Annotated in this window: 14 protein-coding genes and 4 pseudogenes; 10 read left to right on the forward strand and 8 right to left on the reverse strand. The window is 40.6% G+C overall.

Annotated elements, in window-relative coordinates; translation table 11 throughout:
• The 3 genes and pseudogenes from AB4486_RS11630 to AB4486_RS11640 all read left to right on the forward strand — a co-directional run.
• A partial coding sequence (locus AB4486_RS11630) for a hypothetical protein (protein WP_372117237.1) occupies positions 1–427 on the forward strand: 427 nt, incomplete at its 5' end.
• 106 nt (positions 428–533) lie between these two features.
• Positions 534–767 (forward strand): annotated as a pseudogene (locus AB4486_RS11635) (prevent-host-death family protein); the annotation flags it as partial.
• Positions 758–992: pseudogene (locus AB4486_RS11640) on the forward strand (type II toxin-antitoxin system RelE/ParE family toxin); the annotation flags it as partial. The pseudogenes AB4486_RS11635 and AB4486_RS11640, both read left to right, overlap by 10 nt.
• 1,232 nt (positions 993–2,224) lie before the next feature.
• Here the strand turns inward: AB4486_RS11640 and AB4486_RS11645 are convergent.
• The 5 genes from AB4486_RS11645 to AB4486_RS11665 all read right to left on the reverse strand — a co-directional run bounded on the left by AB4486_RS11645 (position 2,225) and on the right by AB4486_RS11665 (position 7,894).
• On the reverse strand, positions 2,225–3,505 hold the full coding sequence (locus AB4486_RS11645; RefSeq protein ID WP_029222809.1) for an aromatic amino acid transporter: 1,281 nt from the start codon (positions 3,503–3,505) through the stop codon (positions 2,225–2,227).
• A 691-nt stretch (positions 3,506–4,196) separates the two neighbouring features.
• Positions 4,197–4,463, reverse strand: coding sequence for a transposase (locus AB4486_RS11650; protein WP_229648116.1), 267 nt, complete (start codon positions 4,461–4,463; stop codon positions 4,197–4,199).
• A gap of 271 nt (positions 4,464–4,734) precedes the next feature.
• A complete protein-coding gene (locus tag AB4486_RS11655) occupies positions 4,735–5,373 on the reverse strand; it encodes a ParB/RepB/Spo0J family partition protein (RefSeq protein ID WP_017102340.1) in 639 nt (212 codons plus the stop codon).
• Between the two features lie 5 nt (positions 5,374–5,378).
• Positions 5,379–6,623, reverse strand: a complete 1,245-nt coding sequence (locus tag AB4486_RS11660) for a DUF3440 domain-containing protein (protein WP_017102339.1) — start codon at positions 6,621–6,623, stop codon at positions 5,379–5,381.
• Between the two features lie 146 nt (positions 6,624–6,769).
• The gene (locus AB4486_RS11665; protein WP_017102338.1) at positions 6,770–7,894 is read right to left on the reverse strand and encodes a carbohydrate porin; all 1,125 of its coding nucleotides are present in this window, start codon (positions 7,892–7,894) and stop codon (positions 6,770–6,772) included.
• 238 nt (positions 7,895–8,132) lie between these two features.
• Between AB4486_RS11665 and AB4486_RS11670 the strand changes: the two genes are divergently transcribed.
• Entirely contained in the window at positions 8,133–9,332 is a 1,200-nt protein-coding gene (locus tag AB4486_RS11670; RefSeq protein ID WP_016800054.1) for a ParA family protein, read from the forward strand.
• Positions 9,332–10,417 (forward strand): ParB family protein, encoded by a 1,086-nt coding sequence (locus tag AB4486_RS11675; protein ID WP_017102337.1) that lies wholly within the window; start codon positions 9,332–9,334, stop codon positions 10,415–10,417. Before AB4486_RS11670 ends, AB4486_RS11675 begins: the two co-directional genes overlap by 1 nt.
• Positions 10,418–10,436: 19 nt before the next feature.
• On the opposite strand, the pseudogene AB4486_RS11680 reads toward AB4486_RS11675, so the two are convergent.
• Positions 10,437–11,764, reverse strand: a pseudogene (locus AB4486_RS11680) (IS4 family transposase).
• 112 nt (positions 11,765–11,876) lie between these two features.
• On the reverse strand, positions 11,877–12,329 hold the full coding sequence (locus tag AB4486_RS11685; protein ID WP_017062578.1) for an Lrp/AsnC family transcriptional regulator: 453 nt from the start codon (positions 12,327–12,329) through the stop codon (positions 11,877–11,879).
• A 636-nt stretch (positions 12,330–12,965) separates the two neighbouring features.
• On the opposite strand from AB4486_RS11685, the pseudogene AB4486_RS11690 reads away from it, so the two are divergent.
• From AB4486_RS11690 to AB4486_RS11700, 3 genes and pseudogenes are all read left to right on the forward strand, one after another.
• Positions 12,966–13,671: pseudogene (locus AB4486_RS11690) on the forward strand (DDE-type integrase/transposase/recombinase).
• A gap of 543 nt (positions 13,672–14,214) precedes the next feature.
• Positions 14,215–14,391, forward strand: a complete 177-nt coding sequence (locus AB4486_RS11695; protein ID WP_016800056.1) for a hypothetical protein — start codon at positions 14,215–14,217, stop codon at positions 14,389–14,391.
• 144 nt (positions 14,392–14,535) lie between these two features.
• Positions 14,536–15,165, forward strand: a complete 630-nt coding sequence (locus tag AB4486_RS11700) for a winged helix-turn-helix domain-containing protein (RefSeq protein WP_016800058.1) — start codon at positions 14,536–14,538, stop codon at positions 15,163–15,165.
• Positions 15,166–15,229: 64 nt separating this feature from the next.
• Here the strand turns inward: AB4486_RS11700 and tnaA are convergent, their stop codons facing one another.
• A complete protein-coding gene (tnaA, locus tag AB4486_RS11705) occupies positions 15,230–16,645 on the reverse strand; it encodes a tryptophanase (RefSeq protein ID WP_029203693.1) in 1,416 nt (471 codons plus the stop codon).
• Between the two features lie 340 nt (positions 16,646–16,985).
• On the opposite strand from tnaA, the gene AB4486_RS11710 reads away from it, so the two are divergent.
• Positions 16,986–18,329: an opine metallophore biosynthesis dehydrogenase gene (locus AB4486_RS11710; RefSeq protein WP_017102562.1), complete on the forward strand. Its 1,344-nt coding sequence runs from the start codon at positions 16,986–16,988 to the stop codon at positions 18,327–18,329.
• 82 nt (positions 18,330–18,411) lie between these two features.
• Positions 18,412–18,843: a GNAT family N-acetyltransferase gene (locus tag AB4486_RS11715; RefSeq protein ID WP_371996046.1), complete on the forward strand. Its 432-nt coding sequence runs from the start codon at positions 18,412–18,414 to the stop codon at positions 18,841–18,843.
• The last annotated feature ends 3,203 nt before the right edge of the window (positions 18,844–22,046 follow it).

Raw genomic sequence — 22,046 nt, forward strand, 5'->3', positions numbered from 1 at the left:
AACTACCTTGAAAAACACCGAAAATAAGACACCTAACAAGGCCATCTATACCTCAGGAGGAAAAATGGAAAAGGTCATCCGAGAACTGGCTAAAGAAGTAGGTCGAGTTATTCAAAAACCAGAAATGAAAACTGACTTTGTAATCAAAGGTCTCGGCATACGAAGAGGTGAAGAGGCGTTAATCTATCGTATTCCCTCTCATTCTAAAAAAGCGTCTTTCTATGAAAAAGGAGTGACTCTCTCTGAATTCCAGTTCGCTTACGTACATTTAAAAGAATCGGGTTATTTTACGAGAGCTTGGTTTAATAAAAACCTCTCTGCTTGTGCAAAAGAAGGGGCGTGCAATTTTACAACAATAGGCGGGGTTTTTAGCATTTTAGGTGTGGCAGAATACACCTCAAAGGCGACCTATCAATTAAAGGCATAACAAACTGTTTAGTGTAACTCCCAACGCTTTGCATTTCTCTCCACTAAACTTACTAGACTCAAGTGATTCAATAGTATCACTTGAGTCTTCTGTTGGAGTCCTTCTCATGAAAGTCGAGCTTATTACTTCCCTTAAGCGTCAAGCGACCAAAACCCTCACAGACCTAGCCAGTGCTGTTCACCGAACATGGGACCCCCTCTACGTATCTGGTTGATGTGGACACCAGTTTATGCAAAACCGTTTGGCTATTCTCGAAGGGCTTGCTGGCGGTGAACTCGCAATCTCAAAGGCAAAGCACTGGGTCCTGATGAAGCAAGGAAAAATGTCAAAATGGCTGAAGGGATTTGGAGTGAGCCCGCGTTATCGACTCTCAATAATTCGCGGAATACATTGCCCTTGAAAACCTGCTCGCTGCCAAACAACTCGTTCAAAACATCTTCGAAAGAGTCGAACGCCTCAGCTAATTCCCCGAGTCTGGGCGGGGCGTCTTCCTCCTGATCTTAAACACCTCAATTCTCGTGAATTCGTGGTTAATCCTTGCCGTGTTTTTTACCAAGCTAAAGGTGTGCATCTTTAGTTCAGCTGAACTAACCGTTGAACTAAAAACGTCTCAAGACGCTCTTGAAGTACTCGACCGTGATCAGTTTACCTTAATGAACGACCCCACGGCTATACGGCTGAGACGGGAAAAATTATCGTTATAAAACAAGGCAAAGTGACGTTTTCTGTTGAGGCCCAGAGGCTCATCAGCCCGTTATTAACTATCACGAACACCACCGCTGAAAATGTGTTGCTCACTTAATGAGACGGAGCGGAACAATACGAAAAGCGATTGCTTAAAGTGATAGAAGGCTTAACTTGGCGACACAAACGGTAAGTATTTTAGTTCTTCCCCAAGTTTGGATTTTAAAAAACTCAATTATACCGTTAATGAGATGAAATATAATGTGGTGCGGTCTTACGCAAAAAGCATTCAAGCGCTAGAGTAGAATGCCCCGATGGACGGACATTATGCAAATTTTCGACAACAAGATGGTGCGAGAAAAATGACAGTGTTGGTAGACAATATGACCGTTATTGCAAGGATTTAGCAAAGCTAACCGTCCCCGAATTAACTGCGCTCACCAAGGAGCATGGGGAGTTCTATTCATACTTCCCAACGCTTCATTTCTTTTGGACGTCGAGTAAAATTGCGCCAGAAATCACCACGCAATCCGCCGGCGCTTCAGAGTTTCTGTCTATCACTTGGTTCTCAAGAATTTCAAACATCCATAAGAGCCATTCTTCTCTGGCCATCTGTGTACGGAACATTCAAGTTCCGTCGGCAACGCTATCGAAAGGCCGAGGGCTGGCTCGGCTTTTCAATGTCTTTATTAACGATGTTTACTGGGGCTCCAAGGTTTCGCCAGAGCGATGAAAACGCTGGAAATTTACTTCTTTCTAGGGCCACTCTGTATGAGCCTCAGCGATCCGAGGGATTTGGTTTCCATGAATTGACCCATTGCCGCCCAATGGGCAATGGTTTGGGACGGGGTCAGTCCAGAGCTTTTGGCGGCTCTGAGTGCTTGTTTGAACAACACTTGATCGATATAGACACTCACTTTCATCACTAATCCTTCTTGTTCATGCTTACTTTATTTAAATTTACTCGGAACCCAAGATTTTGCCGCTAGAGTTTATTTTAAAACCGTCCTAATAGGGCTCGATCGGCAAATAACCACGCCCCTCAGCGCTCGGGTTGCTCGTCCTTGACCGTGATTTGAATCTTTTGGATGGGTAATTTTAAAATTAATAAGGCTAGACGCCGTCAAAAACGGGCAGCGCTTCGAACAGGACTAGTACGTTGATAACGATGATGCTCACACCGTAGATAAACACACCAACCAACACCAACTCTCCTCCAGGCACTTGGTAAGCCTTCGATTTTTTCTGATCTTCTTCACTCTCTTCAAGGTTGTTAAACGCTGGTCTTTGTAGTCTCGATTTCCTTACTAACAATGCCGGTACGATACATGCCCAAATCGCAGCGGCAGACGCTGCATAACCAATTGCGCTAAGAAAACCAAAAGGAAAAAGAAGAGAAAAAATAAGAGGCGGAATAAATGTAACCGCCCAGGTCTTGGTTCTTCCTTTGGAGGTAGCATCAAATTGAAAAAGATCGGCCAAAAAATCAAACACACCCAACCCTACCCCAATAAAACTCGACAAAATGGCCGCCGCTGAAAAAGCACTAATGACATTTGATAGGGTTTCTTCAGCCAACACTGCTTTTAAGCTGATGAGTAAGATGTCTATATTTCCACCTTCTGCAATTATAGGGCCGAAGCTAATTCTTGGTAAATTACCATAGATACTTAATAGCCAAATGGTGTAGATAAAGAACGCCATGAGCGTTCCGCCTACAATCGCCCTTTGTGCGAGCCTTTCATCAAGGTAGTAGTCTCGCAGAGTGGAGACGCTGTGCTGGTATCCAAATGAAGTTAAAGCAATAGGGAAAAACCCCCATACGTATTGCGCATACTCAAACTTTAAGTGAGCAGTATCCAACAAAGTAACAAGATTAACATTAAACCAAAGGCCAGCAGTCCCAAAAATAAAGCTGATAATCATAAATAGCATCAACACCATGGAAATGCGGTCAACTGTTTTTGTTGAATGCCAAACTAGTCCAGAAAAGATAAGCACAAAAAGGATAGAAGCTAGTTTAGGGGAAAGGCCAAAGTACTCCTTAATGATCAGTCCAGATGAAGTGATGTAAGCGTACAGTAAAATCCCTCCCACAAAGTAGATCATTAAGTTATTAAAAAAATTAACCTCTTTTCCTAACAAATCTTTTGTGATGGAAGAAAAAGACGACCTGTATGGATAATCTTTTAAAACTTCGAGTAACAGACAACCACTGGTTGTCATAATGAGCATAGTGAAGAGCAAAGCCATTAAAGCACCGATGGTCCAGACCCCAGCCCCTGCAGCGGGAAGTCCAAGCATACCAGCGCCGACGCAAATACAAGCGACAATACAGGCTCCTCCAATCATTGAAGGCGGGGTTGTGCTCCTTACCTGTTTCATACTAGACATAAATAAATACCTTTCTTTTCTTTAGTTCAATTGCTCTTTTAGACTGCTCCCCTTACAAGCTAGGAGGCACAAAAAAGCGCTAGAACCTAGAATCTAGAACTTAATTTTAGGAATGACATATTAATTAAATTCTAAATTAGCCTAATATTTCTACCTAGTTAACCTAACTAAAAAATATTGTTTCGATGTTGAGTGCAGAAGGTGTCAAAATCGGGGGGGATTTAAGGTTCGTCAGAGAATGCGTGAAGCTGGTTAATGAGTAATCAGCCAGGTTCGCATCGATATAAACATGCAAAATTGGAGAGGCTAGACGCGATGATCTTACTTAGATTGGGTCTGGTTCGAAGTAGACCTACTTAAGCCGACGCGTTGTGGAATGGTCTTTATCAGATAAGCCTGATGCCACAATTTCAGGCAAGGAAAGATATGAGCTATTACTTGATGAGTTACTACAATCGGCCTCGGCCTCAGCACGCAACTCATGGGCTGTCGCCAGTAAATGCCGAAAATAGGCTTAAATCAGTGTCCGAAATGTTGACCACTTACACTTAACAGAATAACGTCTATCTTTTGGGGGGTCAGCGTGGTTTTTGTCTACGAGAGTTCGAGAGAGTTTGTGTTGAAAATCAGCGCGAGCGTTAGCGACTTTTTCATCGCATTTAGCTAATAGCAATCTAGCTTTACGAGATAACTACTTCTGCTTACGTCTGAGGTTCTTCTCAGCACGCTTTATAAATCTGGGGTTAGCTGTCTTTCTGCCGTTCGATTCAATAGTAAAGTGAGACAGACCAAGATCAATACCTGTCACCTTACTCACTGTATGAAGCAAACTAGGCGCTTCCACTCCATCATCAACAAGGATAGATGCGTAGAACTTACCTGTTTTACTCAACCTGACAGTAATACTTTTAACTTTACCTACAATTTCACGGTGAATGTTCGCCTCTACAGGTTTCATTTTCGGAAGCTTGCGGTACATATGCGACTTTAAATGTAGAGCTTTGTGGTTCGCACAACGCCAAACTGAGCTATTAAAAACTCAGATTGCTCTTACGTTGGGTAAATGCGTGCCTTAGTTGCTCTTAACACTCAAAATCCTTAACTGTATTCATGAACAGTCGTATATCAACTGCTTCGGGCTGTCTATCTTAAAGTGCTATCGCACTTTCGCCTTATCTCCCCGCCCTCAGAGCTGGCGAGGGTTTACGGCGTGATTGCTAAAAAATCAATTACTCCCAGGACTGTGAAAATTCTTGATCTTTAAAGGCAGCAGCGAGGCCTGTGACTTGCTGTAATCGTAGAACTTCATCTTTATCCATTCCCAATTCGTAACAAATTTTATGATTTGCCCATCCCATCTCTTTGAGTTGAATAATCAGATCTGCAATCAGTTCAACTTGGTGTGAGCCACGCGCCAGGTTATGGCGAACAGAAGTCGATATGCAATTTTCTTCAGGCAAATTAAGGACCACCGCGGGGATGTACCCCGTTAGGGTTTGCAGCTCTGGGTGGTTCAATAATAATTGATAACGATGAAACCCATCGATGACAACGTATTTTTTGACCGAAGTATTCAAACGATTAACCAAAATAGGCATAGTTAAACCATTTTTCTCCATCGACGTTTTTAGGAGTTTGCTTTCTGGAGGCGCCATTTTATTTGGGTTGTATTGATTAGCTTCTATTTCATCAAGTGGGATCATTTCAACATGACAAGCTGGCGGTAAATCAGGAATAAGCTCGATGAGTACTTTGGCTGCTTTATTGTAAATTGCGACCTTATCAATGACTTGTTTGTCCGTGTTATTGATAGATTTCAACGGCTTCTTGGTGCGATGCTGATAAGCTAGAGTAGGTTCACTTTCCATTCGTATCACTCTTCTTCTCCATAGAGGGCATGGTATTGTTTTGCTAAGGACTTGTTGTACCCAAAAGAGAGTCCTCGGCACCAATAGTCATTTTTAATCAGTACTTTACAAATTCTTCTCCAACTAGGAACTTGCTTCCTAGATTCCAATTTACTCTCTGCGTAATCAGGGATGCAGGTCACTCCTTTTTGAGGACCGTTTTTACGCCACCACTGTAAGAACTTAAAAATTCGGTCTCGGTAATGTTTTTCTACATGTGGCGGCATGGTTTTCAGAAGGTATTTACTGTATTGCCGGTAGCTAAGCCCCGGTGGTAATTCAAAGCGATAATAACCAAGGATACGCCCCTGACTTTTTGAGTATCGAGCACCAAAGTTACATCCTTCTACTCTGGCAACTAATTTTTGCCAGGTATCAGGTTCTAATATTTGATATAGCCACAGCCCTTTTCTTTGCTCATCGCCAAAAGGTTGGCAAAGCCGCTGCTGTGAAAGAGGGACGCCGGCCTTATGCATTAAGTCGTAAATACGGTTGTAATCCCAACTAAAGCGGTAATTCGCAACCCAAATATCTTTAGTTTTCCAATCGTATAAGGGATAAGCCATATACACATTTGGCTGCATTTTAGTCGTCCAATATTTATCTGAAAATTTTTTTTTGGACCTATTTTTAATGGTATTGAAGCGATGTAAAGATTCATCAGCACGTATACCGATTAACACAGCGATTGGCTCACCCCTTTCCTTTTGGTACCAATGAGCAAACTTAAAAACAAAGTCTTCAAACTCCATCCCGTTTTGGAAAAAAGGGAATACATCCGGGTTTGAAATCACGCCTTTATGCGGTGGTCGGTCCCTGACCCATTGCGCTTCTTTAGCAGGATCCCAACAAAGCCATTTAGGCTGAAACTGTGAGATTGAATTCCTTAAGCTGAGCGGTAAACAAACCCAATAGGGGTTAATTTCTCCGTCCAGTACCATGCGCTCAATGAAGGCATGAGTTTCATGATACTGAGCTTCAAAGTCCACGATGAGTACATCGACAGGTAATCGACCACGCTTTTTCGCTTCTTGAATAGTCAGATTTAAAAGGACGCCAGAGTCTTTCCCTCCAGAGAAGGAAACATAGAAATGGTTAAAGTTGTCGAAAAGATAGCAAATTCTTTGTCGAGCGCCTTCAAGCACATTGTATTTTTGCTGAATTTTATCTCGAGAGAAATCGCCTTCTCTTCTTTTTTTATTGGCAATCATGATTTCCACAATGTCATTAACTACTCAAATAAAAATAAATAACTTTTGCATTTTTTATAAATTAATTATTAATAATTAATTTATTTATAAGGGCAATATTGAAGAAAAGCTCTTCCGAATTTCAAGCTCGGGAGAGCTTTGAGAGACTAGAAACTAAAGTGAAGATTACCTCTTAAACCAATAATCCAACTGTCATCAGCTTCTGAGTTCTTCGGTAAAGAATAAAGATATTGAACATTAGGAGTTAACGAGAGCGCACCCCAGTTCATTCGGTAATAGATTTCAGAGTTGTAAGAGTCATCAGCTACATTAGCAGAGTTGGGCTTAGCCCAACCCAAGGCGATGCCTAGCATGCCAGGTCCTGCCTCATACCCAGTACCAAACACGACCGAAGATTTGTATAGAGCCTCAGGTCCTTGCGCGACACCGGCTCTGAAAAATGGTATCCATGAGCCGGTTTTATATATGGACGACCAATTTGCGCCATAGTTTTCGCTAGCTTTCTCTTTTCCATCACTGTGCCAAACTGTTAGGTGTGAATTCTTCAAATAAAAATCGTCTTTCGACTCCACCCAACCTATTTCTAGGGACTTAAAATATTGATTATCATTGATGAACTGTTCAACACCATCGAAAGGCTTAGTCGAATCAGCTTTTGCATCAGAGAAACTTGCATAAAAATAATAGTTTTCCGACATCATATGGCGTAGAACGCCGCCGAATGTTGATTCATCTGGGATTGGGATAGAACCGGAACCGGTACTAAACTGTAAGTTAGAAAAACCATAGTAAGGGTTACCCAACTGATAAGTATCAACATAATCAGTTGCATCTAAAAAACCAACCATCATATCAGTAGATTGTTTATTAAAGGTTTGTGTCCAATAAAGATTCGTTAACCTTAAACCTATATCACTAAAAGCTGGTTGGATTACACCAAACCCTCCGACATTCTCCATGACAAATTCAGAGGGCGTACTCTCTGTATAACCGTGCTTATGATCAACCCTCAGCTGCAAAGCTCCGGTATCACTCTCTTTTTGGTAAGCTCGCCAATTCAATGTAATCCGTGCAATACCAGCTGCCGCACTGCTGTCTTTGTTCGGCAAGCTCTCACTGGACGTTAAACCAAAAACATAATAATCCACAGCTCCCTTTAAATCCTGGTCTTCAGCCGCATGAATCAACGTTGGCGTAACAAACACAACCGATCCCACAAGCGTTAGCCAAAAACGCTTAGTCTTTTTCGTAAATGCTACATTCTCAATCATATCAATAACTTCCTTTTTTTTTCATCGAAGTTGTACGACTCAGCTCAACTTTCATTGTTAGTCAGGAGTTATTAAGAGGGATTTGAAAAATGAATACTCGTAATTAATAGGTAATTTAAGCGCTCTCCTTTATCAACCTGTCACAATCATTTATTTAAAATCGAAAACACCTCAATTTTTTATACCAACATCAAAAATTGAGGTATATACTATTTCTTATCCCTACCCGGAGGCAGAAATGGATAATCAAAACACTACAAACACATTTCAAGCGCTTAAAATCGGTGCAGACGCTTACATTCAGCGTCGTAATCAACGTTTACTGGCCAATCATCGCAAAGAGCTGCGTAACTTTACCCGAGCAGAAGCCTCGGCCTACCTTGGCATTGATGCAAAAACGCTTGATCGGTATGTTACCGCCGCTGCGATAGATCCCCGTCGTCATGAAGACTCACAATGGTCGATCGATATCGCGGAAATGTACAAGGTACGTAACTTACTACCAGATAATCTACGTAAAGACGCTAAGTTCATACGCAGTGAGCAGCAAAAGGCGCAAGTGATGGTTATCCAGAACCAAAAAGGCGGTGTTGGTAAAACCGTTTCTGCCGCGACTATCGCATCAGGTTTAGCGACCGAGTTTCATCAAGAGTATCGTGTTGGTCTAATCGATATGGATGGCCAAGCCACGCTATCGATGTACTACGCGCCCGAAGCCGAGCAAGAAGGTAACTTGTCTGTTGGTGACTTGATGATGAAAACGTTCGACCTCGATGAAGGCGAAACCGTTGATCAAGTCATCTCTGAAGCCTTTCTTGAAACTACCATTCCAAACCTGCGCATTTTGCCTGCCGCGCAAAGTGACCGAGCGATGGAAGGCTGGTTTCATGAGCAAGTATTCAGTCAAACCTTAAATTCACCTTATTCACTACTTAAAGACATCATCGATAGTGTAAAAGATGAGTTTGATATCATTATTATCGACACCCCTCCTTCACTAGGTTATGCAACCTTCAATGCGTATTTTGCCGCAACGAATGTGGTCTTCCCATTGTCGATTACCGAAAACGACATTGATGCTACCTGCTCTTACTTCAGCTACATTCCTCAGGTGTGGGCCCTGTTAGAGAACGCCAACCATGAAGGCTACGACTTCATGAAGATCTTACTGACTAACCATCGTGATAGCTCAACCACTACCGAATTAATGAACAACCTGTACGACAACTTCTCTCCTTACTTGTACTCAAAAGAGTTTAAGCATAGTGAGGCCGTTCGTCAGTCATCTTCCCTACTCTCGACGGTGTTTGATATGTCGAAAAGTGAATACCCGAAAAGCAAAGCAACTTTCCAAAGCGCGCAACAAAACAGCTATGAAGTTACAAGTCAGATCTTGCGCGATATTCTGAACGTTTGGCGTGAACAGGAGAACAAATAATGGCGAAGAAACGTGGCGGGAGCCCTTTAGGCAATGCTCCTGGTTCAGCTCAAGCGCAGCAATCAGCGGCCAAAGCAAATTTAGACACTCTAACAAGTCAACTCAGCACCGAGCTAGAGAAAAGCGGGCAAAACGCTGAAGACTACCTTAGAACTAAGTTTGGATTAGAGTCTGTTGGCCAGAAAATGGTTTGGCAATTAGCTTCTGGTTCAACTGCCACTTTCAATGAAGTTACACTGTCACACGAACAAGTTAAGCAGAACTCATTTGTGACCTTTGATGTTAATGGTCGTGACCAGTCTCTGTTAACCAAAGAATCATTGGAAGATTTGAACTCGTTAGAGTTTCAGCAGTTCTATCCAGCCGTTGGCCGAGAAATTAATGGTCGCATTGATATTCTTGATGGCTCTCGCCGTCGTGCTTGGTTTTTATTTCAAGAAGGTCGTGTAAAAACATTCCGAATTCTAGTCACTCAAAACGAGCTTTCTACCACCGATGCCAAAGCGCTGGCTAAGCAGCTGCAAACCGCCAAAGAGCACAACCAGCGTGAAATTGGTTTGCAATGTCAAACTCTGATGAAGAACGGTGAGCTAACTCAAGAAGATGCGGCAAAAATCTTAAATATTAGCCGTCAAGCGGTAGGTCGAGCGCTGAAAGCAGCCAGTATTGACAGTAAGCTGATTGCCCTATTCCCTGTCGTTAACGACTTGTCTCATGCTGATTACTCCCTCTTGGCTAAGGTGATGAAAGCGTTCGCCGATGACAAGAAAGCCTTGAGCAGCTTCATTAAAAAAATAGCCGATAATGCTGTCAACGCTCAGGCTGAGCAGAGCCAAGAAGACGCTAAAGACGCTCTGATTGCTTACATTAAAGTTGAGTTAAAGATCGTTGAAGCCAAGCAAGAATTAGACAAAGCTGTCATTACTCCTCTAGCAGAGTTCGACAGTAAAGGTATGTTTGCTCGTAAGCGTGTTAAAGGTCGAAACTTTTCGTATGAATTTGGTCGCTTATCAAAGGATGTCCAAGCTGAACTCGATAAAGCTATCCAATCAGTGTTAGGTAAACACCACCAATCAACTTTATAAAAAGATAAAGGCTCTCAAATTAGGTAATGCCGTTCACTTGTGAGTGAACGGCATTTTTGTTCTTAGCATACCGGCTGTGGTCTAGGCTTAACTGTTCTAGGGAATGTTCTTTCCCTTCGCCCTTCAAGTATTAAGCTTTCAGCCATGTTGTGAAACCCCTTTAACTGACGAGGTATTGCTCCTGGTGTTGAGTAAGGTAAGCCTACAAGTAACGCCGATACATGAGCTAATGTGCCGTTAAAACTCAGTTGATAAGGAAGGTAATTTCCCTTTAAATTGAAGCAGAGCTCGACCATCTGATATCGGATTAAATTGTAAGTAAGCAAGATGCCCCATAACTCCTGCTTGACCAGCTCTGGTAAACGACTTCGCAGCGTAAGACGGTTTCCAAGCATGTATTGTTTTTGCTCTCGGTAGCCTAGCTCTATTTCCCAACGATGTTCATAAAGGCCTGCAATATCTTTTGATGGGTAACGCAGGGAGTCCGTCATGGAGGTTAATACTTGGTAGTCTTTTCCTTTAATTTTACGAGTGACAAGTCGAGCGGTTATCGACTTTGGTAAATCAGGCCATAGCTTTCTAGCCCTTGGGTTACTGTGTAATTGAACAAGTTTGTCATTTCGCCCTAAAGATTGAACAATGTCATATTGTGTATTTTTCTTGAGGGGGATAAGCCAATGACGCTCTGAGCCAGAGTCTTGCCATTTATGTAATAAGCCTAAAGAATAGAACCCCTTATCGAACATTGTCACGCTATGGTTTGGTGTTGTTTCTATCAATTTTTCAGCTAATACCATTTCGTTTGTATTGTAATTATCAAAGGCACTTGCCGTGATAATGTGACTGCTTAGTTCCATTTGGCAGACCATTCTCACTTGCGGATATTGTGTCCCTTTTTGTCGAGAAAATGCATTTTCATTTTGCGGGTTATCGGGCGTTCGCCAAACAACGCCATCGACACCAAGAAGCGTTAACCCATTCCACTAGGGTAACTGTGCGCTTTTCAACCATGACGTAGTCATTCGCTCAAAGACCGCTTTTATTGCGTCTTCACCCAACGTCTTTCGACGTTGAGTCAACGCACTTGGTGCGACAAAAGCTTTACCTGTACGGTCGTACAATATCAAGTTGGTTAACTAAATCTTTCATGGACTTATTGTTATAGATGGCCATTCCAACAAGCAGCCACACCATGGATTCTAGAGTTAACTTTCTCTTTCTCATCGTGACGGTATCAGTAAGAGAATAAGATTCGTCGATGAGTTCAATTGGAAGCAAGTCAGACAAAGTTTCAATGTTGCTAGGTTTCCAATCATTAATTATGTTTAGAGCTTGAGAAACATCCATAAAAAAATCCAAGTGCATTAAATACACTTGGATTTTGACAGCTCTGGAGGATCGTTCAACCGATCACTTTGGCTTTAACTGATCGGCATTACTCATAAGAGCGGCTTTCTTTTTAACGACTGATTGGTTGGTGTAGCACTACTGTTGTATTGAGAGAGCGAATGCCATTGAACGACTCTATCTCATTACATAAATGGTGTATTGATTGCAGGTCAGGTGCTTCAATCAAAGAAATAATGTCGTAGGTACCACCAACAATGCTTGTAAGTCTGACTTCAGGTAGTTCTTTTAACGCATTACTTACATCATTTTTCTTACCTTTTTCACAAGAAATCAGCAAATAACTTGCCGCTTTTCTCCCGTCATTTTCTACTCTTATTTGTGCCGTATACCCTTTGATAATACCGGTTTTTTCAAGTCTGTTGATACGTTCAGCGACTGCTGTTCGCGACAAGCCGATGTTGCGAGAAAGGTTAGCAATCGATTCTCGCCCATTGGAGAGTAGATTCGATAGAATTTTACGATCTAGTTTGTCTAAGCCTTGTAAACTAATGTTGGACATCATGTGTTCTGCCTTTTCTGAATTATTATTATATTTGTATTTCTCTCAAATTAGAGCCTTTATCTTTCACCTAACCCGTCCTAAATAAGGTTGACACATATCCAACATGAAATTAGAGAGTTACAAATACAATTATGACTCTTATCAGAACGCACTTGCGGAAAGGATAATGGAAGACTAAAGATAGAATACTCACTGATGATGCAAAGAAAATGGTCTCCAAATCAGTAAAAACTAAGCCCTACAATGAGTTTGGCCTCGTCAAACTCTACCCCCCCCCCCGCCGATGAAGTACCTCCATCATTTTAATTAACCACTTGTTTGTCACCTCCCTCTATCGCCAAATCGAAAAAATAGGATGACTACAAGCGACTAAACCATCAAGAACAAGTTGGCTTGGGAAACTTCCTTCCTTATTCTATTTGACCTAGGGTAACTTCATCCTTATAACCCAAAAATTGGCTAAGTGCAGAGTGTTTGATTCTAGGTGAACCTAACAATCGAATTATTATCTTAGCCAAATATAAAGACCATTAATTTATTATTAATAAATAATGATAAGGCTTAATTCTTCTCACGTCCAAAAGGCTCTCTCCTGTAGTGGCATCCTGATCCCGGACCTCATAAATGAGGGGTTCAATGGCAAAACGACAAAGACGTACATTTTCTACTGAATTCAAAAATATATGCTGCAAGCTTGGTTCTTGACCAAGGGGACTCCATCCCTGAAGCAGCTAGCTCTATGGAATACGTGAAACAGCTTTACGACACTGGGTCGAATAACTCAAAATTGAGCAAGGTAGGGTTACTCCAACGACCAAAGCCCTCACGTCTGAGTAAAAGAAAATCCAAGAGTTAGAAGCCCATATTAACCGATTAGAACGAGAAAAATCCGTACTCCAAATAGTGTTTGGTGCGGCGATATTACTTATCTTAGGTCTGGTTCGAAGTGGGCCTACTTAGCAGTAGTGCTTGACCTATTTAGTCGACGCGTTGTGGGCTGGCCTTTATCAGATAAGTCCAATGCTGAATTAGCATCTAAAACTTTAGGGCTGGCTTAGAAGAAACGGGGGCGGCGAAGAACATGATGTTCTATTAATATCAAGGATGCCAGGACAACTCAAAGCATGAGCCTTCGTGGTAATTGTTGGGAAAACACTCCCATAGAAGGTTATTTAGAAGCTTGAAAGCCGAGTGGGTACCAGAAACAAGCTACCTGGAACAAGCTCAGGACAAGAAAGACAACGGCTATTACCTGATGAGTCCTTACAATCGGCAACGCCCTCAAGAAAATGATGGGTTGTCACCAGTTAATGGCCCTTCAGCCAGTGTCCTGTACTTTTGACCACTACACCCCCTAGAACAATCAATATTCCGCCGACCATCAAAGACCATAAGCTAACCTATTTTATTTTTTAGTGACCCAAGTTCAAGCTAGACGCCCCCAAAACGCAATGAAATCTGTACTACTAAACATTAGATTAGTAAGTACACCAAAAAATGAATAGCTGCAGCTCGATTAAGAGTTCCGATTCTTTCGTAACGAATTGAGGAATAAAAGCAAAATAACAGGCTCAAGGGATCTCGTAGACAGAGAAGAAGCAACTATATAAAACAGGAAGAATGAGAGTATTAGTCAAAAATTTATTGTTGTTTAACCCTCCAAAACCCCAGTTTTAAAAAACTAAAATATCACTATAAATAGATGATTTTTTTGATAATTTATTTATAAATTATCAAAAAAATCCTATGAGGAATGGCCTAAATTTTAGCCATTGCCAAATGGGTAATCTAAAATTATTAATAATCATTTTTTATTAAAATTCATTCATCTACACAGATAAATTAGAGATGTGTATATGAATAAATTTTCAAAAGGACTACTAATATGGAAACACTGATCTGCCGCTCTTTTCAATCATTTATAGATTTCTGCGATAACGATATTGTTAAAGGAAAAAATATCCACTGCACTTTTAAGGCCTGTAAGGAGAAGGACTGGCGTTGGATGCAGTTTTACCTAAACGACAAAGGAGGAAAAGAGCTGACCTTTAGCTTCATATGAAACAAAACGCCTTAACTAATATTTCGTTTAACTTCAAATTTATTCAAAATTTTGTAAATAGTATTCAAAAAATGAGCCATTATATAAAGCACTAGAAAAACTAACTGTCTTAACCATCGCTCTCTAGAAATATGGAGAAACACTATGTTAAAAGCGCATCTCGAAAACCTACAATTACCTATAGGTAATTGTATATTACACAGGGATGAATCAGGGGCTCAATTGATGCTTAGCAATCAAAAGTCATTTTCAATTACCCTACCTGAAAGCTGTATCCTTGAAACTCTGATTAAGAAAGAACAACTCATTTCAACCAAAGAAGAGTTAATTATTGCCGCTTGGGGGAGCCCAGATATCATCGGGCCTAACTCTTTACCAGTCGCGATAACTAACCTAAGAAAAGTTCTAGACCTTGATAGCATCAAAATCGTCAACATCCCAAGAAAAGGTTACAAGATTCATATTCCTGAATTTGAAACCTCACTAGACCCGCCGAGAGATATAAAGTTACCACGTCACTCTAAGTTTTCGTGTCCTCTCAAAAAAGCAACCAATCATCTAAAATTATACCAATGGACTTTCATCGGCTTATCTTCAACAACCCTCGCGGTCCTACTAATCAGTTATTTCTATTTTCGATACGAACTTGAAGTTGTTAACGTGAACCTTAATAATCAATCAAGCCAAATCTGTTTAACAAAAAAGGATGAACTGAAATTAATCCTCGCCTCTTCCCAAGTTCAGGCAAGCAAAAAACCTTCAATAAACCCCTAACACCTCGTCAATTTAGTTATTAATAACTAAATCCCCCCTTATTCACAGCAAAGGGGGGTACAACTTAGAGTGCAGGTTCTAACGTAGCGTTAAAATGTCTCAATACTTTAGGTTCATAAGTAAACTTCAAACCTGAAATAGATGAGGCGCGTTTTTTCACTTCTTTAAAAGCAGCAATAATGTAATCAAGGTGAGCTTGCGTATAGGTTGCTCTGGGAATGGCTAAACGCAACAGTTCCGCTGGACAAGGCAGTTGTTCACCAGTTTCAAGGTCACACCCTTGCAATAAGGACCCTATTTCAGCCCCACGAATACCCGCCACTTTATAAAGCTCACAAGATAAAGCATGCCCAGGGAATTGTTCCGGCGGAATATGAGGTAAGAGCACACCTGCGTCAATAAATGCAGCATGACCGCCAGCTTGCTGGCAACGAACCCCTAACGCTTCAAGACCATTTACTAAATATTCAACTTGCTGAAGACGGGAAGCTAACCAATCTTCTTCCATCCCATCATAGAGTCCGACAGCTAGGCGCTCCATAGCACCGCCTTCAAGCCCGCCATAGGTTGGAAAGCCTTCCAATAGCACGCATAATGTTTTGCATTCTAATTGAACATCTAACAAGCTTTCATCTTTGAAAGCAAGCAATCCCCCAATAGGAACCATCGCATCTTTTTTCGCTGACATAGCAAAGATATCGGCATATTTAAAAGCTTCGCTAGTTATCTCTTGAATGCTCCATTCAGCATATCCCTCTTCGCGTTGCTTTACAAAATAGGCGTTCTCTGCAAACCGTGCACAGTCCATAACTACGGGAATATCATAAAACTGCGCTAACTCATAAACAGCCTTCAAATTGGCAAGAGAAACTGGCTGACCACCTGCAGAATTGCAAGTAATCGTACTCACAATATAGGGCACATTTTTAGCCCCGATCTCTTCAATGCCAGACGCGAGCGCTTTCAAGTCAAAATTGCCTTTAAAATCTCTCTTAACTTCAGTATTAAAGGCATCACGAGAAGGCACATTCATCACACGACAGTTATTTTTTTGAGTGTGCCCTTGAGTGGTATCAAAAAAGTAATTTGAAAATGCGGCCATCTTTTCTCGTTCTAGCCCCTTATCTCGTTCACGCTTATTGATCAAGGCAGGTACATACAACTGTTCAGCGCCACGTCCTTGGTGTGTAGGGATAGTAAACTGATAGCCAAATATATCTTTTACCGTTTGGCTAAGCGTCCGATAGCTTCGACTGCCGCTGTACGCTTCATCACCTCTCAACATTGCGGATTGCATGGCCTGCGTTACTGCCCCGGTGCCACTATCGGTCAGTAAATCGATAAACACTTTATCGCTATCTAACAAAAAAGGATTGTACCCCGCTTTCATTAACGCCAGCTCTCGCTCTTGTTCTGTTGTTCTTTTAACTGGTTCAATAACCCGGATTCGATACGGCTCCGGCAAATAGTGTGAATCCATAGGCTGTTCTTGATTGTTGCTAATTGCTGACATAGGGTTCTCTCCAAACATTTTCCAACGATTAAGGGTAAGTTGGTTAGAAATAACTAAAGAAGCCCATTATTCGGACACCCAAACCTCTCCTTCCCAACTTAAATAAAGATTAATCAAATAAATAAAATTTGGTATTAATTTCAGCGTAAATTAAATATTAATAAACATATTAACAACACCTAAAAGCCCTCTAAAAAAGCATCATAGCCATGAGAAAACCTGACCAAATGACATCACCGTTTTTTTAATTAATAAAGATAATTAAATAAACAATGGACTTAGAAAGTAGCACTATAAAAGTAGTGGTATGAGAATGAAAAATATACCTAGAGCATATAAATTAGAAGGAAAATGGAAATATGGAGAGCCCATTATGATACTAGGGAACACATTGGTTGCTGGAGCGGGGCCGGTCGGCATTCAAACTAGCCAAATTATGGCTCCTCTTAGTCAAAAAATAGCCCTCATCGGCAAAAGCTCCCCTCAGTGGGAAAATAGGCAAAGATTAATCAAACAACACGGATACGTTGTTTGTTGTGAGGTGAATGAACCACAATTAGCGACACTAGTCGGATTAGTTAAGTTTAATGAACTTTATACAGAGCTCTCTCCCCTTCCCTCCTCTTGGGATACGTTAGTTTTAGCCACTCCAGCTCACGCCTATTGTGATGTGTTGTCTTCCTTTTCTGAAATTTTATTAAAGAACTTAAAACAAATCATTCTTATGTCCTCAATGCTCGGTGGGTGTCTTATTTTAGAAGGAATGTTAAAAAAGAAAGGAGCCTCTCCAAATATAATGCTCTTCTCTAGCTACTTTGCGACGTCTTATTTTACTTCTAACCCGACGGACAAAAATAGGGTCCTCACGGTCAGAACCAAAACAGTAAAAAAACGAGTTTATATTTACCAGTCTAAATCCAATGATGGTTTATTGAGCGCCTTGCGAAACGCTTTAGAAAAAATTGATGTTCAAGTCATCCCTTTAGATAACTCGTTCAGTGTGGAAGGCAGAAACATTGCTACTTATGTACACCCTGCTTTTATTATCAATACGTTTTCATTAGATCACATTTTATCTAAGGAAGACGAAGTTAAGTACATGTATAAACTGTACCCAGAAGGGCCAATCACCATGAGTTCGATTAGGGATTTACTACTGCACTGGAAATCAGTTTCTCGCCTACTTGAACATTACTCAGCTCAACCGATTAATCTACTGCAGTTGCTAAATGATGAACATCACCGAGTACATGAAAAGACTATCCCCAAGGACAAAATAGTCTCTTTCAACGAGCTTGATGAGATAGAGCAGGAATATCTACTCTACATACGATATAGCACAATCCTGATAGACCCAGACCCGTTTTCAAAAGGTAAAACCTTTGAGGTTTCAGCCAAACCTTATATCAAAGGAAAAGTTAGAAAAGGAAGACTACTACTCCCCAGAACTCCTCTAGAAGACCTACAGACCCTTTATTGGCTTAACCACTTAGTTCAAAGCTCAAGCCTAATCTCTTCTGTCACATTTCCCTCAATAGAAGTGTTTGAAAATTGGATAAAAGAAAGAAACCTACCAAATACGCTAATCCAGGCTTTAAAACAACGCGCAAAAGAATATTACGAATATGCAACCCCATCTATTAGCCCCTAGTAATTACTAGGGGACACACATATCTTTTAATTCGCATTTTAGCGTTTTGCTTCAAAAAGATAACAGGAAAAAGGAGATTAAGGTGTTAATAAGAAAAGCGACGCTCAACGACATATCCTCTATCAATGCTCTGTGTCACGAGCAACTAACAGGCAGCCACAGTAAAATTAGCCATTACAAGAGAGAGCAGAACGAATACAGCTTAAGTGATTACAATTTCAGTAAAATCAGAATCATTGATCTACTTTTTACGGAATCAATGATGAAGGAGAAGCTAAACAATAAAAATATCTATTTTTTTGTCGCTGAAACAAAAAAGAATAAACAAGTCATAGGTTACCTAATGGTTAGTGTCCATCCTCCTAAAAAAAGGCCGGCTCTCCAACAACGTCTCCCATCTTTCTACGCTTACATCGAACGATTTTATGTGTCGTATAAATACCATGAACAAGGTATTGAGCTTGCCCTACTCAACAGCTTTGATTATTGGAAAAAATACAAATCAGCACACTAATCATTATCTTTCAAAAAACCATGAAATTTGTCAATGCTCAGGCTGAGCATTGACAAATTTTCCCACAATCAAATCAATCTAAAGCTGTTTTTCTATAAAAGCCCATCAAACCTTCTTGATACCCAATCAAAAAGAAAAGGGCGAAACTAATATTGCCAGTGAGTTGCGAAAAGACAAGACAACACACACCACTACGACCCAAGCTAAAATAACGTATTCAATCGGTCACCAGTTATAAATTGCCCCAAGCCCCCTGGTTATCCCAAACCAAAGTAAAGGCGAGACAGCGAGTAACCAAGGAGTTTGGACCTCGATTTTTTATATGTCGGTTGCACCAGAAAAAAATAGCAACATGAAACGTCGATACCACAGCGTAAATCACACCGGTAATTAAGGTGTGACTGAGACACTACATTGTGCTTGGATACTGGTAGGAGGGCAGGGTAGGAGAGTATTAGAAGAGAACAGTTCATCTGCTTGGCATATGTGGCTTCAAACATCGAAATTAAAGCTAAGCGGTGTTCTGCTATTCGCTAGACAGATCTACGAGAGAAAGCCCTAATGCCTCACCTATGACATCTGGACAACTAGAAATTCGTGAATTTTAAAAGAAGGTATCTCGTCTTAAATAGGTTGACGATTTTTAGCAAGCCTGTAACGGAATTTTTTGTTTTTTCATACATATTATTTGGCCTGTTCATCTTACGAATGAAGGCGTCCGTTGACAATGACAACTAATGAACGCCCTCATCAGATTGAACATAAGTCATGTAGCTCACCAAAAACTCCTCTACCTTTGAAGAAAACATTTATTTTACCAAATTCGGATGTTTTTTCATTCAATGCCTTTTTCATTGTTTTGGTGTAGCTCCATTTTGGCTTAACCAGCAACCGCTCTTCTTGAAGGTAGTTAAACTAAACATCGCGGCCCAGCTTTATTCCTTTAGCTATCAATTGAGGTTTTAGTAAGAGAAGTGAAGCTTGTGAGTTCCTAGTCGAGACATGAAGCGCCTTAGTGCAAGCTCACCTTGACAATTTTTCTCTCTGATATACACATTAAAGATAAATATCGCGTAACGAACAAGCCCTAATTACGCTTACTTTCTTTTCGAAGGCTTCTTGCCGCCCTCGGTGATTTCGGCATCGTGCTCTTCCTTGAACTGACTAAATAATCCATTTCTCCATTTTCAATGGTATCCACAACCTGTATTTAAAGCCTAGTGTGTAATCTCGCTGAGTGCTCTTAACGTAGTGTTTATTTGGGATGGTCATAATTAGTCCTCAATGTATAAACATATTTCAAGACGGGGAAAATATTAAAAAAACCACGACTCTGCTGATAGTTTAACAGTCGGACAAGAGATAAAGTTTATCGATGGCTTACAAGCTCGTCGGAAACCTAAAAATATCATGGACCGCAGCGGCCAAGGCTGTCACTAAATAAGTGGAAAGTATCATCAATTACTGCGGTGCTTCCAGATAAAAAACTTATCTCGACGAAAAAATTGCAGGGAGTAGGCGACAATCGAACGTTTTTTAGAAGCTTAAATACTAAGTGGATTCCCGCAATAAATTATCGCAGCTTTGCAGAGACTCAAAAAATCATCCAATACATAATTAGATATTCCAGCCAACTTAGGCCATATCAGTATAATGGTGTTCTGACACTCATTGGCTCAGAACGATTGATTGTCTTGAAAACCGTGACCAATTTTATTGGACCACTATACTCTTGCCTCTAAAGAAAGATAAAGCCCAATTAAGCGATAAACGTAATTTCCCATCTAAGGGTTGATAAAGATTGCTACAAAGTTAGCGTGGTTGCATGACATTGGTATTCCTACAACGTTCGCGAGCTTGTTCGGTTGTGGAGTGGAACAGCACCTACCGACAATTTCAATTTAATAATCAGTAATTTCAGAGCAAGCTTCAGGAACACATTCGTCAAAGTTGGATTTCATTTACGCAACAAGGTTTAAGTCGATTTTAAAGTTAATCTTCTCAGGGACGATAGTAGAAATAGCCTCTGAAGCCAATTTCTATCCAAGAGTGAGAGAAAGGGGCGGTAAATTATAATTATTGACTTAACCTTTGAAATTCGAGAGTTCGTAATATTTGATTTCTGGCGTTGGCACTTAAGGTTCTTCCCAAGGCAAATTAATCCCACTGTCATTAATATAATCAGAGCTCAACACACACAACTCATCACAACACGAATCAACCTTTGTCCAATCCTAAATCTATAGGCCTCATCATTTGCTTGAGGAGGCTATTGCCGATTGTAGTAGCTCATCAGGTAATAGCGGCTGAGCTTGTGTCCACTCGATTTTCAAATTTATGAATAACTTCTCCATGGGAGCATTGACGATCCCATGTCAATACTTACATCATAACTGAAAAATCTTTCAATATAATGGAGGGAAATTTACAAACGATATAGCGTTTCAAAAATCTTTGTGTTTCTCTTATCGAAAGTCCCTCTGCTTCTCTTCGCTACATATAGTTTTGTCTTAGGATCCTTCTCATTCTATCAAAACTACTGTCATCGGTGTCAGGATGTCTTTCCTGATGAAGTTTGTAACGAACTCACTTCAAAGAGGTTAGGTAAATGCAAACTCTTTGCCTAACCTCTGTAGATTAGCACATGCTGTAACCAACAATATCGCAGCTACACATGATCACACCAAAGTGTTCCATTAATGTTGAAGCTCTTTCTTTAGTTCGCATGAGAGAAACTTTTCGTAAGTAGATTTAAATGATAAATAGGTTTGACTGCATAAAAAATCGAGGAGACATAGCAAGCTCGTTTAATTCAGTCAGGCGCAGTGACGAGTAATGCATGAAACTGATTTACAGCCTGGGATGATCTAAAAAACGAAAAAGATCTTCACCATAAGAGCCCGCATTAATAGTAGCGATTTACCACCTAGTTTAGTACCTAAGATCATTAGACCACTACAAACCCAACCCATTTATCAATTACATGCAATTGGTAAAAAATATAGCTAAACATTAAGAGTAAGACATAAAATTATTAGAGAACTAACATTTACCCAACAACTAACATCAAAAATCTCTCGAGATTTGATGTTAGTTGTTGGGTTACCGACTGAGCCTAAGTGAAGTTGGTATATCTTGAAACTAGATCCTAAAGTTTCTAGTTTCTTAGAGTTCATCTAAATGTATCAACATCTACCGATTCA

The sequence above is a fragment of the Vibrio sp. 10N.222.55.C6 genome (genome assembly GCF_041473395.1).
GTDB classification, from domain to species: domain Bacteria; phylum Pseudomonadota; class Gammaproteobacteria; order Enterobacterales; family Vibrionaceae; genus Vibrio; species Vibrio crassostreae_C.

Coding starts and splice junctions, on each gene's coding strand:
- AB4486_RS11655 (WP_017102340.1), bottom strand. CDS start 5,373: ATGGAAAGTGAACCTACTCTAGCTTATCAGCATCGCACCAAGAAGCCG.
- tnaA (WP_029203693.1), bottom strand. CDS start 16,645: ATGGATTCACACTATTTGCCGGAGCCGTATCGAATCCGGGTTATTGAA.
- AB4486_RS11675 (WP_017102337.1), top strand. CDS start 9,332: ATGGCGAAGAAACGTGGCGGGAGCCCTTTAGGCAATGCTCCTGGTTCA.
- AB4486_RS11685 (WP_017062578.1), bottom strand. CDS start 12,329: ATGATGTCCAACATTAGTTTACAAGGCTTAGACAAACTAGATCGTAAA.
- AB4486_RS11650 (WP_229648116.1), bottom strand. CDS start 4,463: ATGAAACCTGTAGAGGCGAACATTCACCGTGAAATTGTAGGTAAAGTT.
- AB4486_RS11670 (WP_016800054.1), top strand. CDS start 8,133: ATGGATAATCAAAACACTACAAACACATTTCAAGCGCTTAAAATCGGT.
- AB4486_RS11695 (WP_016800056.1), top strand. CDS start 14,215: ATGGAAACACTGATCTGCCGCTCTTTTCAATCATTTATAGATTTCTGC.
- AB4486_RS11710 (WP_017102562.1), top strand. CDS start 16,986: ATGAGAATGAAAAATATACCTAGAGCATATAAATTAGAAGGAAAATGG.
- AB4486_RS11645 (WP_029222809.1), bottom strand. CDS start 3,505: ATGTCTAGTATGAAACAGGTAAGGAGCACAACCCCGCCTTCAATGATT.
- AB4486_RS11665 (WP_017102338.1), bottom strand. CDS start 7,894: ATGATTGAGAATGTAGCATTTACGAAAAAGACTAAGCGTTTTTGGCTA.
- AB4486_RS11700 (WP_016800058.1), top strand. CDS start 14,536: ATGTTAAAAGCGCATCTCGAAAACCTACAATTACCTATAGGTAATTGT.
- AB4486_RS11660 (WP_017102339.1), bottom strand. CDS start 6,623: ATGATTGCCAATAAAAAAAGAAGAGAAGGCGATTTCTCTCGAGATAAA.